Here is a 15,236-nt window from a genome sequence, read left to right as displayed (position 1 = left end):
GTCCGTGTATGTTGTTCTGAAAAATAACTTTTATACATTATTACAATGGCAGATTTAATGAAATTCGTTCAAGACGAATTAGTTGCAAAAAAAGATTTTCCTCAATTCAACGCAGGAGATACTATCACTGTTTACTACGAAATTAAAGAGGGTGACAAAAAAAGAACTCAGTTCTTTAAAGGTGTAGTTATCCAAAGAAGAGGACACGGTACTACTGAAACTTTTACTATCCGTAAAATGTCAGGTAACGTTGGTGTAGAGCGTATCTTCCCAATCAACATGCCAGCTTTAGAAAAAATCGAAGTTAATCAAAGAGGTAAAGTACGTAGAGCTCGTATCTTCTACTTCAGAGAGCTTACTGGTAAAAAAGCAAAAATCAAAGAAAGAAGAAGATAATCAACTTTCTAAGAGTTATAAAAAAAGAGATTGTACAATGTACAGTCTCTTTTTTTTATGCTAAAAAAAGGGAAGAGATAATAAAATCCCTTCCCCCTATATTAATTTACACCTTTTCTATTATCATAAGATCTTGTGTCAATCAACTTATTATATGGGTCAATACCTACCTCTGTTGGTTTCTCATCTACTATAATAGTAAAATCATTCATAATATCTGATACTTTTACTTTTTTCAGATATAAGGCTTTCTCTTTACTATTTTTAGACTTGTCTTTCACATCTTCTTGTGCAAAGATCCCTATTTCTATATAATCTGCTAATGGAAGTGATCTAATTTCTACTCCTTTATCCGATTTGTAGACACGTGTATTCACATCAGAACCAGACTTAGTCGTTGCATCCGTATAGCTCTTTTCTCCTTTATCATCAGCTCTATATTTACTTACGATAGCTTTAATTTTCACTTCATACTTACCATTGTCTAACTTTTTTACTTCTGCTTTATCTATATAATTGTCATATAAAGTAATTGTCTCAAACATATCCTTAACTAAGTATTTCAGTGAATCAGGAGTTACCTCTTTAATATCCGCTACTAACTCAGATGCAGTAGTATAAGGAGCATCTTGAAAAGCTACCTTTTTAATATATCCTTTTAAAACATCATTAAGCTGCTTATCTCCCAGATAATCACTCATCGCGTAGAATACTAAAGAGCCCTTTTGATAATGGATATACTGTTGGTTCTCATTATACATCAATGCTTTTTCTTTTTTACTCTCACCACTACGTCCTCCTAAGTATCTATCTAATGCTTCCTTCAAGAACTTACGCATCTGTCCTTTTCCATATTCTGCTTCTAATACTTTTAAAGAACTATATTCAGCTAAACTCTCAGACAACATCGTTGCACCTTGGACATTAGCTCCTATCACTTGATGAGCCCACCATTGGTGCGCTACCTCATGTGAAGTTACTGCGAATGGATAATCTACCTTATTATCAGCCTCTTCATCTACTTTAGCAATAAATCCAATAGCTTCTGAGAATGGTATTGTATTCGCAAATGATTGAGCGAAAGTTCCCTTTGAACTAGGAAACTCAATAATACGAACTTGTTTATGTTGGTATGGGCTAAATTCTTTCTCATAATAAGCTAGGGACTTCTTCACCCCATTTACCATGCGATCAATATTGTATTCATGCCCTTTATGGTAATATATCTCTATATTAATATCATTCCATTTATCGCGTTTCACTTCATATCTAGCAGAATTATAAGCATAGAAATTCAGCATTTTCTGGTCCATTTTATAATGGAAATAGCGTCTATCCCCTTCTGTCCACTCTTTCTGTAGGTATCCAGGAGCTATCGCTATTTGATCTGCTGATGTACTTACAGTAGTTTCAAATGTTACCCAATCTGAGTCAGAACTTATATATGTATTTTGTAATGCTTTCTTATCTGTTTGCTCAGCCATGCGCTCTTTTGGTTTTAGACCATACTTTTTACGCACCTCATCATCAGATAACTCAAATCGGCTTTTGTACCCAAAAGAAGGAAACAATTCTCCATTATTAATGAAAGTACCATTCTCTAGTACAGAGGAATTACTTCGAATAACGGTATTTTCTTTATTCTTTACTTCAAACTTAAATACCAATTTCTCTCCATGAGCTAAAGGCTTAGTTAACTTGTATAATCTAATACCAATCACAGTATCATTTAATACTTCTTTTGCTCCATCAACAGTGATGACATTAATATATCTTTTAACATAGTTTACATAAAGGCTATCTACTGCTTTCTCATTCTTATTCTCTAATACATACTGTCCTTTTGCTAAAAAGTCTCCTTGTGCTGGATATAAATCAAAATCTACTTTAATATCTGTAATACGAGGAAGAATCATATTCTCATATTTCTTATAAGTCTTTTCATACTCTACTGTTAATAGCTCATTTTCTTTGTCTGAAGTATACTTATTCAATACCGTATTTTCATAGTACAGATATCCCCCTAAACTAAAGAATCCTATACCAAAAAGTACAATAACACTTACTATACCTTTGTTAGCTCTTTTTCTAGCAAAGTATAATCTCTCTTTCAAATTATTCACTATACCTCTTCTCCAGAACAATAATGTCAATCCACTTAATGAAATAATAAACATTACCCAATAAAGAGCATAGATATAATATCTACTTAAATTAGAACCAAAACCATTCATATCAGAATAGGGTGTTCCTGGTAGTTTATTAAAAAAGAAGATACGTTGCTCAATACCTAACTTTGACAATTGTCCTCCAAATAAGAAGAACACAAATAAAACAAAGAATCCTACCAGATAGTTTCTAAAATAAGTTTGAACCGCAATAGCTAATCCTGCCCAAATCATATACCATATCCAACTTATTCCTATTAGCTCCTTAAGATAAAGTCCTATCTCAAAGTTGTAATAACCATTATGAATTTGTACAATAATCCCTCCTATCATAATAACTAATAACAAGAATAACTGTACTACTATTAAACTTATAAACTTAGAAAAGAAGAATACATAGTTAGGAGTTGGCGTAGCATCTATTAATAAGTCCATTCTTGACAACTTTCCCCTATGTACTAATAACCCAGCTCCTAAGAAAGTAATGATGATGATAACCAACTGAAATGTAGATCCTGGTATTCCTAACATCAATCGAGTTATTGGATATACTGTGGTTCCATATAAAGAAGTCGCTGAAGAAGAAACTAACAACATCATTAAAACACCTAATCCTACAAGGATCATAAACACTTTATTCTTAGCTAGATATTTTATCTCTCCTTTAGCGAAACTAAATATATTACTCCACTGTGTTCCTAATGAAAAGTTATAGCTAACCTTAGGTAATTCAATACGTACTATTCCTCCGAAATTATTTTTCGTTACGCGTTCTGATTTTTTAGACTTTCTACTAAAAGTAAATGCTTGTTGTGTAAATGTAAAGAACTTTGCAAGACCTCCTAAGAACAATAAAGATACCGCTAACCAAATTCCTCTATTTAATAGATACCACTTTTCTATAGGAAGACTATTATTGTTTATTTCATCCACTGTCCAATACTCAGTATAATATCTTAAAGCCGAACTTCCTGATGGATCTAATAAAGCAACTAACTCTTTATTATCCATATCATGTCCTAAGCCTCCTATTATCCCTTGTATAATCAATAAGATCACCATAGAGACAAAACCGATATACACACTTCTAGACATTGTCACTACAACAAATACAATACTACCAAAGAATATCATATTAGGAATAATGGTCAATAAATACACCTGTACATAACTCCAAAGCACATTCTCTCCTAATAAATTAGGATTAGCCCACGGTAGTAACGTCGCTAGGAATATACCAATACCTATCGTTAAACTAATTAATAAGGTTACTAAAAATGAACTTAAGAATTTTCCTGCTAAATATTCTCTTTTAGAAAAAGGATACGAGAATAAAATATGATGTACCTCATAACGAAAATCTCTATAAATAGAAGCCCCGATAATAGAAGGAAATAAGAAATAAAGTAAATTATTAAAACCTTCTATAAAATTAGCCAATACATAAGGTGAATTAAACTTCATTAGAGAACTAGACGTTACTTTCAATACATCAAAAACTCCAACGGCACTAGCCATACTTAAAAAACCTAGCAAAAAGAATAACACTAGGTATAGATAAAATACCCAGTTCTTTAACCAGCGTTTTATTTCAAATGAAAAAATAGTTCCAAACATCGTTTATCCGTTTTTAAGTGCCACAAAATAAACATCTTCTAAAGTTGGCTGTACTGATACAAAACCTGCTTCTGTAAGCGAATCCTCTGAATACACTCTAATGTTTAGCTTATTATCTTGATTATATTTTCCAGACAGTATCATAAGATCCTTATTCAGTTCTTCTGCCACCTCACGTGTAGTTTCTCTAGTCCATATCTTACCTTCCAATTTCTGTTCAGCTTGCTTAGGTGTACTTCTTTCTAATAGATTTCCTCCATTTAGAATAGCCATCTCATGACATAGCTCATTTACATCGTCTACGATATGAGTCGAAAATATCACCGTATTATTATTACCGATCTCTCTAAGTACATTTAAGAAGCGGTGTCTCTCTGCAGGATCTAGTCCAGCTGTAGGTTCGTCTACTATGATTAACTTTGGATCGTTTAATAACAACTGAGCAATCCCAAAGCGTTGTTTCATACCACCTGAATATCCACTCACACTTTTACGACGAACCTCATAAAGATTCGTTACTTCTAATACTTTCGTTACTATTTCCTTTCTTTCAGCTGCTTTTGATATCCCTTTTAATCGAGCGAAATAATCTAATAGATCTACTGCAGACATATTAGGATATACACCGAAATCTTGTGGTAAGTACCCCAACAGTTTTCTGAACTCACTTTGTTGTTCTAATATATTGATATCACCGAAGTGAATTGTTCCACTATCTGCTTTTTGAAGAGTAGCGATGGTACGCATCAGAGATGACTTACCAGCTCCGTTAGGTCCTAACAGACCGAACATCCCTGCTCCTATCTCTAAGTCTAAATTATCTATTGCTTTAACCCCATTTTTATAGGTCTTGTTCAAGTTTTTAATAACTAATTTCATAATCACATTTTTGGTTCTATTTCATAAGTAGCAAAAAGTGTAATTATGTTACATTATTTTTAATCTTTTTTTAACAAGTAAATTTTTATCTATTATTTTCAACGATACATAATACTAAGCATATCGCACCTTCATTGACATTAAAGCATAATTTCTATTATTTAAATAAATATAACTTTATCATTTATACCTTACTTTTACACCTTCTAAACGTCTATTAAATGTTACAACGCTTATTTGGTTTACAAAATCAAAACATCAGAATTCAAAGTGAAATACTAGCCGGTCTAACCGTAGCTATGACTATGATTCCAGAATCACTGTCTTTTGCCATACTAGCTGGCTTACATCCATTAACAGGATTATACGCTGCCTTTCTTATGGGGATTATAACAGCTGTTTTTGGAGGAAGACCTGGTATGGTCTCAGGAGGAGCTGGTGCTACTATCATTGTCATGATCTCACTTATTGCTATGTATGGAATAGAGTACTTATTCGCAGCAGTAGTATTAGCTGGTATTATACAAGTATTAGTAGGAGTGTTTAAGTTAGGAAGGTTTGTACGATTCATACCCCAGCCGGTCATGTATGGGTTCTTGAATGGATTAGCTATTGTAATATTCTTTGCACAAATAGCTCAATTTAAAATTGATATAGACGGAGTTAATACATGGCTTAGCGGAATGGCTCTATACATAATGATAGGATTAACGCTATTAACTATACTAGTTGTAACTATCTTTCCTAAAATCACTAAGAAAGTACCTGCTACTCTTGTTGCTATAATTGTAACTACAGCAGTTGTGTTTTTCTTCCAAGTAGACACTCGAAAAGTTATGGACATCGCTCATATCAGTGGTAGCTTACCTAGTTTTCATATTCCTTCACTCCCTTTTACACTAGAGACTTTACAGATTATCTTGCCCTTTTCTCTGGTTATGGCAGGAGTAGGTTTAGTAGAATCTTTACTAACCTTAAGTATCGTAGACGAAATCACCAATACAAAAGGGAATAGTAATAAAGAGTCTATTGCCCAAGGTATAGCTAATATCACAAATGGATTCTTTGGAGGTATGGGAGGTTGTGCCATGATAGCACAGACTTTAGTTAACTTAGATGCAGGAGCTAGAAGTAGACTAGCTGCTATTATTGGCTCGCTTACCATCTTAGCCATTATATTAGTTGGTGCTCCTATCATTGAACAGATACCCCTAGCTGCATTAGTAGGAGTGATGATGATTGTCGCGATCACTACATTTAAGTGGGTATCCTTTCAGTTAGTGACCAGAATGCCTAAAGCCGATATCTTTGTTTTATTTCTAGTTACTATTATTATTGTAGTTACACATAATTTAGCTTTAGCTGTACTAATCGGTGTTATCGTTTCTGCTTTAGTATTTGCTTGGGACAATGCCATACGCATACGAGCTAGAAAATCTTTTGACACTCACGGCAATAAAGTCTATGCTATTTATGGCCCTTTATTCTTTGGGAGTACGACTTCTTTCATTGAGAAATTTACTCCTCTTACAGACACTCCTGTAGTATACATAGATTTTAAAGAATCCAGAATAGTGGATATGTCTGCCATAGAAACTTTGAAAAAATTAATCGATAAATATCAAGAACAAAACAAACAAATCTTACTTATCAATGTCACGGCCGAAAGCAAAAGATTGTTAATCAATTCTAAGCTTTTCAACAGTAACTTATTAGAAAACAATTAGATTGATATAATCCAGTAGTCTATTATCAGAGTTAATTCTTTATATTTGAACTTAAACCACTACAATTTTAAAAAACACTATTATTATGCTAAAAATATCACTATCTGTATTACTTGCTATTCTAGGAGGTTATTTAATCTTTTTAGGTCTTAAGGCTGATATGTTACCTCCAACCATTACAGGAATAGGATTCTTTATAATTGCTATTATATTTAATCTACCTAAAGACAAAAAATAAAGGACTACCTCATCCGTTGTCCTTTTCTATTCTAGATTATAGACATTGATAGTATAAAATGATACTATCCCCTATAAAAAAAACACCTTACTAGAGGTGTTTTTTTGTAAACATATCTTATTACAAGTTGTTTATTTAATCTCTTTAATTTGCTGATAACTCGCAGTCAATACCTTTTAATGAATTATATTCTTCGATAGGAATAATAACGACTCCTTTATGTTCGTTTTCATTTACTATTAACTCATTACCACTGTCCATTACATAGTCTACATAAGTAGTTACATCCTCTGTAAAGTCACTAAAACTAATTACTTTATTCATTTTTTTAATCTTTTGAATATACTAATACAAGTATTAGACCAAAAAATTAACATTCATAAAAAAAATTACAATTTAAACTTAAATCCTCTTGGAGCCAAGAGTTTATCTTCATCATACATATTTAAATATAATACTACTGTATCTCGTTGTCCCTTAACATATACTGCATACTTATCTAAAAGTCCCTTTCCATTAATAAAGCCATTGGGAGTCTCAAAATGACAACAACTTCCTATTCTATAAAAAGACAAGTCATTTCCTTTTAAATCAGTTAGATCATTTAAATACTCTCTCTGATTTTTAGGTCCTTCATTTGTCTTTACCCCTCCTACTTTTATAGGATTCTCAGGTGTGTATCCATACTCAAAAGCCTCTATCTCATTTACAGCAGTTACTTTGTTTTCTAATACTTGTTTAGTTTTACAACTCATCCCAATAAGAACTAACAAAACGAAAAATACAGACTTTCTCATAATAAACTGATTTAAAGAATATTTACATCTCTAAGATACAGAAAATAAATAGACATTGAACTATGTGATAGTATCATATGATACTATCAAGGATATAAAAACAATTCCATAGCTACCAAAAATAAAAAGCACTCCATTGGGAATGCTTTATTTATTTCTATCTATTCATTTTTATTTTTTTGCTTCATTTTTTCAATAGCAGCATCTAATCTCATTTCATTTTTTCTTGAAGAAAGCTCGTGATTTGTCGTCATTAAAGAATTATACTCTTCTAGTGATATCACAACAATTCCTTCACTTTTCCCCCTATTGATAATTAAAGTTTCAAAGTCAGTAGACACCTTATCAAAATAAGCTTTGATGTCTTTTCTAAATTCACTAAAACTTGCTACTAACATGCTATAACATTTTATTTTGCACAAATATATGTACAAAAAACAATACCATAAAAAAACATAACTATCAAATAATAAATATTTTACAAAAAAACACCTCATCCGAAGAGAGGTGTTTTTATATATTTTAGTAGATTAAATTACTTAATATAAGTAATCTCATTTTTAGGTTCTCCATCTAAGAAGCCTTGTTGCTCCATCCAAGCATCGCTATAGATTTTACTCATATAACGAGAACCATGGTCTGGGAACAACATAACTACTACACTATTCTCGTCAAATGCTCCTTCAGCAGCATATTGTCTTGTAGCTTGTAGCACAGCACCTGAAGTATATCCTAAGAATAATCCTTCCGTACGTGCCAACTCACGTGCTGTTTGTGCAGCATCTTTATCTGTTACTTTCATAAACTTATCGATAACAGAGAAGTCTGTAGCAGTAGGGATTAAGTTCTTTCCTAGTCCTTCTATTTTATAAGGAGCGATCTCATTAGGGTCAAGCTCTCCTGTCTCATGATATTTCTTTAATACAGAACCATAAGCATCTACTCCTAAGATTTGAATATTTGGGTTCATCTCTTTTAAGAAACGAGCAGTACCTGATATAGTACCTCCTGTACCAGAACAACATACGAAGTGTGTAATCTTACCTCCTGTCTGTTCCCATATCTCAGGTCCTGTAGATAGATAGTGTGCTTCTGTATTTAACTCATTAAAATATTGGTTGATATAAATAGAGTTTGGCGTTTCTTTCTGCACCGTCTTCGCTACCTCATAGTATGAACGAGGATCATCAGCCGCTACATTAGCAGGACATACATATACTGTAGCCCCCATCGCACGTAGCATATCTATCTTATCAGCAGAAGACTTATCACTCACAGATAGGATACATTTATATCCCTTAATAGCACTCACCATCGCAATACTAAATCCTGTATTACCTGATGTAGTCTCTACGATAGTACTACCTGGCTTTAATATTCCTTTTTTCTCAGCTGCCTCGATAATGTGCATTGCTATTCTATCTTTTGCAGATTGTCCAGCACTGAAAGCTTCTACTTTACCATAGAAATTCCCTTTTAACTCTTTTGTTGCTTTACTCAATTTTACAATTGGCGTTTTCCCTACAAGAGCCAATACATTATCATACGCTTGAATTTCTTCTTTCATAATATCTTATTTACTATGGATAGATGTTCTCTATCTCATCTACCACTGTTATCTAACAAATTTACTAAAAAAACAAAGAGACTACTCTTTTATCCCTTCTAAATCGAACATAAAAGCAAACTCTTTTGCAACTTCTTTTAAAGCTTCAAAACGTCCTGAAGCTCCTCCGTGTCCTGCCTCCATATTCGTATCTAAATACAGCTGCTTATCATTTGTTTTCATCACACGTAACTTAGCTACCCACTTAGCAGGTTCCCAGTATTGCACTTGAGAATCGTGTAACCCTGTTGATACGTACATATTCGGATAATCTTGAGCGACTACATTATCTATCGGAGAATAAGACAGCATATAGTCATAATACTCTTTCTCATTCGGATTTCCCCATTCATCATACTCTCCTGTTGTTAATGGTATTGTATCATCCAGCATAGTCGTCATCACATCTACGAAAGGCACTTGAGCAATCACTCCATTGTACAACTCTGGTCGTTTATTCACTACTACTCCCATTAGTAATCCTCCTGCAGAACCACCTTCAGCATATAAATGTTCTGGAGAAGTATACCCTTCAGCAATCACATGCTCTGAACAAGCAATAAAATCGTCAAATGTATTCCACTTCTCTAATAGCTTACCATCTTCATACCACTGACGTCCCATATCTTCTCCTCCGCGAATATGTGCTATCGCATAGATAAATCCTCTATATAATAAGCTTAGACGTGTAGTAGAGAAATAAGGCTCCATCGAATATCCGTATGATCCATACGCATATTGTAAGAATGGATTAGTACCGTCTTTCTTCATGCCTTTTTTGTACACGATAGACATTGGTATTTTCACTCCATCTTTTGCAGTAGCCCAGATGCGTTCTTCTACATAATTATTCTTGTCAAAAGTTCCCAATACCTCTTGTTCCTTCTTCACTTCTTTCTCACGCGTACGCATATTAAAGTCTATTACAGAAGAAGGCGTATTCATAGATTGGTATCCATAACGTAGTATCTCTGTATCGAAATCTAAGTTCGTACCAGTATATGCATTATATGTTTCACTCTCAAATGGCAAGTAATACGCCTCTTTAGCATTGTCCCATGGTTGAATCTTTAAGTGAACCAATCCATTAGAACGCTCTGATACAACTAAGTAATCTTTAAAGATATCTACACCTTCTAACAGTACCTCTTCTCTGTGAGGAATAAGCTCCACCCAATGTTCTACTCCTGTTTTATCTTCAGGACAACGCATTAGTTTAAAGTTATCTGCCTCATCTAAATTTGTCATGATATAGAAATGTCCATCGTAGTGTGAGATATTATACTCTACCTCACGCACTCTCTCTTGGAACACTCTAAACTCTCCATCGGGATTATTAGACTCTAAGATTCTGTACTCACTTGTCAGCGTACTCTCGCTTCCTATCACTAAATACTTACGCGACTTTTCTTTAAAGATGTGTGTATCGAATGTATCATCCTCCTCATAGTAAACCATCACATCCTCTGTGATAGCAGTTCCTAATTTGTGTTTATAGATTTTATCAGCACGCAGTGTTACCTCATCTTTACGAGAGTAAAACAACGTCTTATTATCAGCAGCCCAAGTAGAACCACCTGTTGTTTTCTCTATCGAGATAGGAGATGTCTCTCCTGTTACTAAGTTCTTTACTTGCAATGTGTATTCTCTACGAGATACAGTATCTACCCCATAAGCCACCCATTGGTTATCCTCAGATACATTGATACCTCTTAAATGAAAGTAAGAATGTCCTTCTGCCATCGCATTACAGTCAAACATGATCTCTTCATCAGCCTCTAAACTTCCTTTTTTACGAGAAAATATAGGATAATTTTTTCCTTTCTCAAATCGAGTGATGTAGTAATATCCATTGTAGAAATAAGGTACAGAACTATCGTCTTCTTTTATTCTGCTCTTCATCTCTTCAAACAAATCTGTCTGAAAAGCCTTAGTATGTGCAGTTTTTGCTTCATAATAAGCATTCTCTGCATTTAGGTAATCGATAACCTCTTGATCTTCTCTATCGTTTAACCAGAAGTAGTTATCGATACGTGTATGATTGTGTGCTGTTAGCTCGTGAGGTCTCACTGTAGCTATTGGCGCTTGTATATCTTTATTCATTTTCAAATGTTAAAACACAAAAGTAAGGTTTTAATATTTAAATAAATGTTAGCATGGTTTAAATGAATACTAATGACCTACTCTTCCATTTATTGTTCCCATTGAAACAAAAAAAGCCAAAGACTCTCATCTTTGGCTTTTCTATATCGTTGTATTAATCTTTATCTCTTCAAGAGTTCTAATGCTAAATTCATCTCTGCATCTTGTGCTTGCTGTAATCCCTTTTGAAAATCATCTGCTTTAATAGTATGATTAGGCAATACTCCTCTACAAGTGCGATCTTTATTTGCTATCGCATTAAAAAACACCTCACTTCTAGGCAGTGATAATACAGATTCTGTATTTGGTAATTTATAACTTAAAAACCATGCTGCAGTTGTGAAATCACTACAACTTCTAGTCTCCTGACCTACGATATCACCTCGCTTATTCAGTTTAAACAAATGTGCAAAATAAGCTGCTGCTGATACGGTATTATTATTCGCTAACAAAATCACTTTACCTGTAAACGCATTTTTATCCTGTGGGTAATTCTCTACATAAGAATCATCTAGACGACTGTTTCCATAATAGAACTGATCTTCTTCATTATAATCAAATCGCTGACTCATAAAGTTGTCTTGGCTAATGATATCAGCTGTATTTGCCAACTTTCCATTTTCATCTAATAGATTTTCCTTTATATTTACTTTAGGGACTCTAGTCGCATATTTATATATATTTTTAAAACTCTTCTCTGGACTAATAAAAGAATAAAACAAAGGAATATTAGACAATAGACCTCCTCCATTATCACGAATATCCACTACTAGCTTTTTTATTTTCTTGTCTTTGATGTCTTGGAATACGTTGTTCAAGATATAGTATGCATAAGCTTCTGATACACTGAATGTAGTAATTTTCAGAATATAAGTATCATCATTTAATGGGTACCCATAAATCCCTTTAGCGAAGGCAACAGTGCTTAGTGGTAGCACACTCTTCTGAGCATGATACTCATAATCGTTATAGTTCACTGCCTTTAGCGTAATCGTCTTAGGAGCTGCCTCTACAGTCTCCTTATATTCGATAGTATACTCCTGAACTTCTGGAAACATTAAAGAAGCATAATTAGAGAAGTTCTTGTTAGAACTAGCTTCTACTCCTCCATCTACCTTATTTGGTATCTTATTTAATAAGTCAGCAGTACTTACATTATTTACTTTGGTAATCTCAGCTCCCATTGGGATATCTAAAGTGTACTGATTGACAAACACTCTATTATCATATACACTAGTAGCTACAGGAAAGAAATGACTCATCTTAACATAATCCTCATAAATAATATCATCCATCTCAATACCTGAATGAGCATCACGTATTAACGCAACTGGATTACATAAGATAAAATTCTCTATGATAGGTTTCTGCTCTAAAGTATGACGTAATTCCTTTACCTTTTTATCAAACTCTTTTTCTGTTATAAATCGGAATGGGTTAGGATGCTGTTCTTTTATTGCCTTTACTACAAAATCAAAATCAGCCAAGTAATTCTCTTTGGTAAAATCTTTTACTTTTTTCTGCCCAAATGCAAAAAACTGCAAAAACAAAAAAGTTATTACCATAATATAACGAATTTTCACCATCTTTTTATTTATTTAAATATGAAAAAGCAAATATAACAACTTAAATAAACTCATGTAAAGAATATTTTAATTAATCTAAAAATTACTCTTGAGCAGTTTGTCTTACTTACTTAAACCCTTTTCATTAATTAAGTCCACTGCGTACTGTATCATCCCATACGCATTATAGTTATTTGCAGACTCAGGTATTATATAATCTATCTTTAAACCATTTCGGTGAACATTATACTCTTTATCATTTGGGTAGAAAGCGCCATAACCTGAGAAGTCTATTGTAGTATCATCTTTTAAAAGTACCCGTACACGATTAGTCACAGCGCCTCCAGTCTGCTTACCTACAGTGATACATCTTGGTGCCTGCTGAATCCCCATTCCCATATATTCAGCAGCACTCAGCGTAGTATGATCCACAAGTAGGACTACAGTTCCTTTATAATAATCCTTATTCTCATTGCCCGCCTTGAAAGGATCTATAATCTTAGCAATGCCTTTCTTAATATCCCATTCTCCTAACGCTGGCCCATACCAACCTAATGCTTTAAAAAAAGTAGTCCTATGAGGTAATAGGTAAGATGTAATAAGCTCTGGGCTTATATTCTTAGGATAATCACGTAGATCTAAGATAATGTTCTGCTTACTATTATTAGCCTTAAAGAAATTCTTCAGTTTTTTCTTTGTCGCTCTACCTAGATGAAGATATCCTATATCATCACCTAATTCAGGAGCTTTCTGTTCTTTAAAAAGTGACTCTACTGTTTTAAAATTCTTAAACTCTTCTCCCTTTAATAGAGGAACACTTCTTTCTATAATCTCTCCACTTTTCTTTTTTATACTTACTGTCATTGATTCTTGATCTCCTAAAGCAGGAAAGTAAAAACTCTCAAATCTTTTTAAATAATTAGGATTAGATACACTTACATATTTTCCTATTGTACTTTCTCTATAGTCCTTTACAGACTTTCCTTCTACTCTAAAAATAACATCTCCTAGCTCTATATTACTCTCTTTAGCCTCGATAGGGTCATAAATAGTTGTTATCACTAAGGAGTCATTTATATTTTTGGTTCCATAGGTACTAAAACGTTTAACTTTAGTGTTCAGATAATAACTTGCTTGATAATCACTATGTGAATCGTTTAACTTTACGAAAAGCTCATCTTTTAGATACTCAAATTCTATCCCTTCAGTCGTCTTAAACCTCGGAACGAACTCAGTCAATACCTCATCCCATGGCGTATCTGCTAGATATATATTCACGTTGCCATAACGGATACTATTCCAAAAAGAAGATAAAAACAGCATACGGTGGCTTTCATTCTCATTACTAAAGTCAGCCAAAGCCTCTTCGTTATCAAACTTTACGATAGAGGATTTTTTACGATTAGTTAGATAATACTTACCATAATTAGTATTGTCTTTTAAGTCTGTCAAAATAGACTTTAATTCCTTATCATAGAGATCACTGTCTATCCATTCAAATCTAGCATTAACTGTAAATAATTTATCTTCACTTACTTTAATACCATCCTTTTTTAGAGGGTGTTTAGAAGAGTCGAACTGTTTTATCCATTGCTTTAAGAAAGTATTTAAAGCCTCTTCGTTCTTTATTGTTTCTAGAGTAGTATATGCTTTTAAGAATTCTTGATCCATATCATAACCACCTCTACTTACATTAGGATGTTTATACTTGACTAATCCCCATATATGTATTAGACTTTCAGAACTAACCTCTTTCAACTCTCTTTGCTGAGCAAAAGAAACAGTACAAATCAATAGTGTAAACAGTGCAAAAAATTTCTTCATTATATCGTTAATTAGATGTTTAATGTTCTAAATATATTGATAACGCCACAGAGCAGTTAAGCTATTAACACTAAAATAACTTTGCTATTTACTGTCAATCAAACACCTATAAAAGAGAAAAGGTCAGAAACATACGTCTCTGACCTTTTCAAAAATAACTGAATAACTCCACACTTTACAGTATGTATAAACCTCGTTTTTTAAAAGCGATTAGAACTCGTGCTTTATTGACTTATAACGCTAATAAAAAAGTAAATAGACACGCGTATTCTAACCT

Annotated in this window: 12 protein-coding genes; 3 read left to right on the top strand and 9 right to left on the bottom strand. The window is 33.3% G+C overall.

Annotation, left to right across the window (positions count from 1 at the left end; genetic code table 11):
- The first annotated feature begins 45 nt into the window (after positions 1–45).
- Positions 46–396, top strand: a complete 351-nt coding sequence (gene rplS / locus AABL85_RS05460) for a 50S ribosomal protein L19 (protein WP_006263034.1) — start codon at positions 46–48, stop codon at positions 394–396.
- A gap of 101 nt (positions 397–497) precedes the next feature.
- Here the strand turns inward: rplS and AABL85_RS05455 are convergent, their stop codons facing one another.
- The gene (locus AABL85_RS05455; RefSeq protein ID WP_341309420.1) at positions 498–4,181 is read right to left on the bottom strand and encodes a M1 family aminopeptidase; all 3,684 of its coding nucleotides are present in this window, start codon (positions 4,179–4,181) and stop codon (positions 498–500) included.
- A 3-nt stretch (positions 4,182–4,184) separates the two neighbouring features.
- Positions 4,185–5,060, bottom strand: coding sequence for an ABC transporter ATP-binding protein (locus tag AABL85_RS05450; RefSeq protein WP_341309419.1), 876 nt, complete (start codon positions 5,058–5,060; stop codon positions 4,185–4,187).
- Positions 5,061–5,281: 221 nt separating this feature from the next.
- Here AABL85_RS05450 and AABL85_RS05445 point away from each other — a divergent pair, with 221 nt between their 5' ends.
- A complete protein-coding gene (locus tag AABL85_RS05445; protein ID WP_341309418.1) occupies positions 5,282–6,787 on the top strand; it encodes a SulP family inorganic anion transporter in 1,506 nt (501 codons plus the stop codon).
- A gap of 85 nt (positions 6,788–6,872) precedes the next feature.
- Positions 6,873–7,025, top strand: coding sequence for a hypothetical protein (locus AABL85_RS05440; protein ID WP_164071959.1), 153 nt, complete (start codon positions 6,873–6,875; stop codon positions 7,023–7,025).
- A 144-nt stretch (positions 7,026–7,169) separates the two neighbouring features.
- Here AABL85_RS05440 and AABL85_RS05435 read toward each other — a convergent pair whose 3' ends face one another.
- From AABL85_RS05435 to AABL85_RS05405, 7 genes are all read right to left on the bottom strand, one after another.
- Positions 7,170–7,349 (bottom strand): type II toxin-antitoxin system Phd/YefM family antitoxin, encoded by a 180-nt coding sequence (locus AABL85_RS05435; RefSeq protein WP_286413715.1) that lies wholly within the window; start codon positions 7,347–7,349, stop codon positions 7,170–7,172.
- 65 nt (positions 7,350–7,414) lie between these two features.
- Positions 7,415–7,822 carry a hypothetical protein gene (locus AABL85_RS05430; protein ID WP_341309417.1) on the bottom strand — a complete coding sequence of 136 codons (408 nt, stop codon included), beginning with the start codon at positions 7,820–7,822 and terminating at the stop codon, positions 7,415–7,417.
- 161 nt (positions 7,823–7,983) lie between these two features.
- Entirely contained in the window at positions 7,984–8,220 is a 237-nt protein-coding gene (locus AABL85_RS05425; protein ID WP_286413719.1) for a type II toxin-antitoxin system Phd/YefM family antitoxin, read from the bottom strand.
- A 137-nt stretch (positions 8,221–8,357) separates the two neighbouring features.
- Positions 8,358–9,389 (bottom strand): PLP-dependent cysteine synthase family protein, encoded by a 1,032-nt coding sequence (locus AABL85_RS05420; RefSeq protein ID WP_286413720.1) that lies wholly within the window; start codon positions 9,387–9,389, stop codon positions 8,358–8,360.
- 81 nt (positions 9,390–9,470) lie between these two features.
- Entirely contained in the window at positions 9,471–11,531 is a 2,061-nt protein-coding gene (locus tag AABL85_RS05415) for a S9 family peptidase (protein WP_341309416.1), read from the bottom strand.
- 161 nt (positions 11,532–11,692) lie between these two features.
- Complete coding sequence (locus AABL85_RS05410; RefSeq protein WP_341309415.1) at positions 11,693–13,156, bottom strand: S41 family peptidase; 1,464 nt, start codon at positions 13,154–13,156, stop codon at positions 11,693–11,695.
- Between the two features lie 102 nt (positions 13,157–13,258).
- Positions 13,259–14,959: a S41 family peptidase gene (locus tag AABL85_RS05405; protein WP_286413726.1), complete on the bottom strand. Its 1,701-nt coding sequence runs from the start codon at positions 14,957–14,959 to the stop codon at positions 13,259–13,261.
- Between the last annotated feature and the right edge of the window lie 277 nt (positions 14,960–15,236).

Source organism: Myroides odoratimimus, from assembly GCF_038039805.1.
Classification (GTDB): domain Bacteria; phylum Bacteroidota; class Bacteroidia; order Flavobacteriales; family Flavobacteriaceae; genus Flavobacterium; species Flavobacterium odoratimimum_B.
This window is presented reverse-complemented; position numbering and strand designations above follow the sequence as displayed.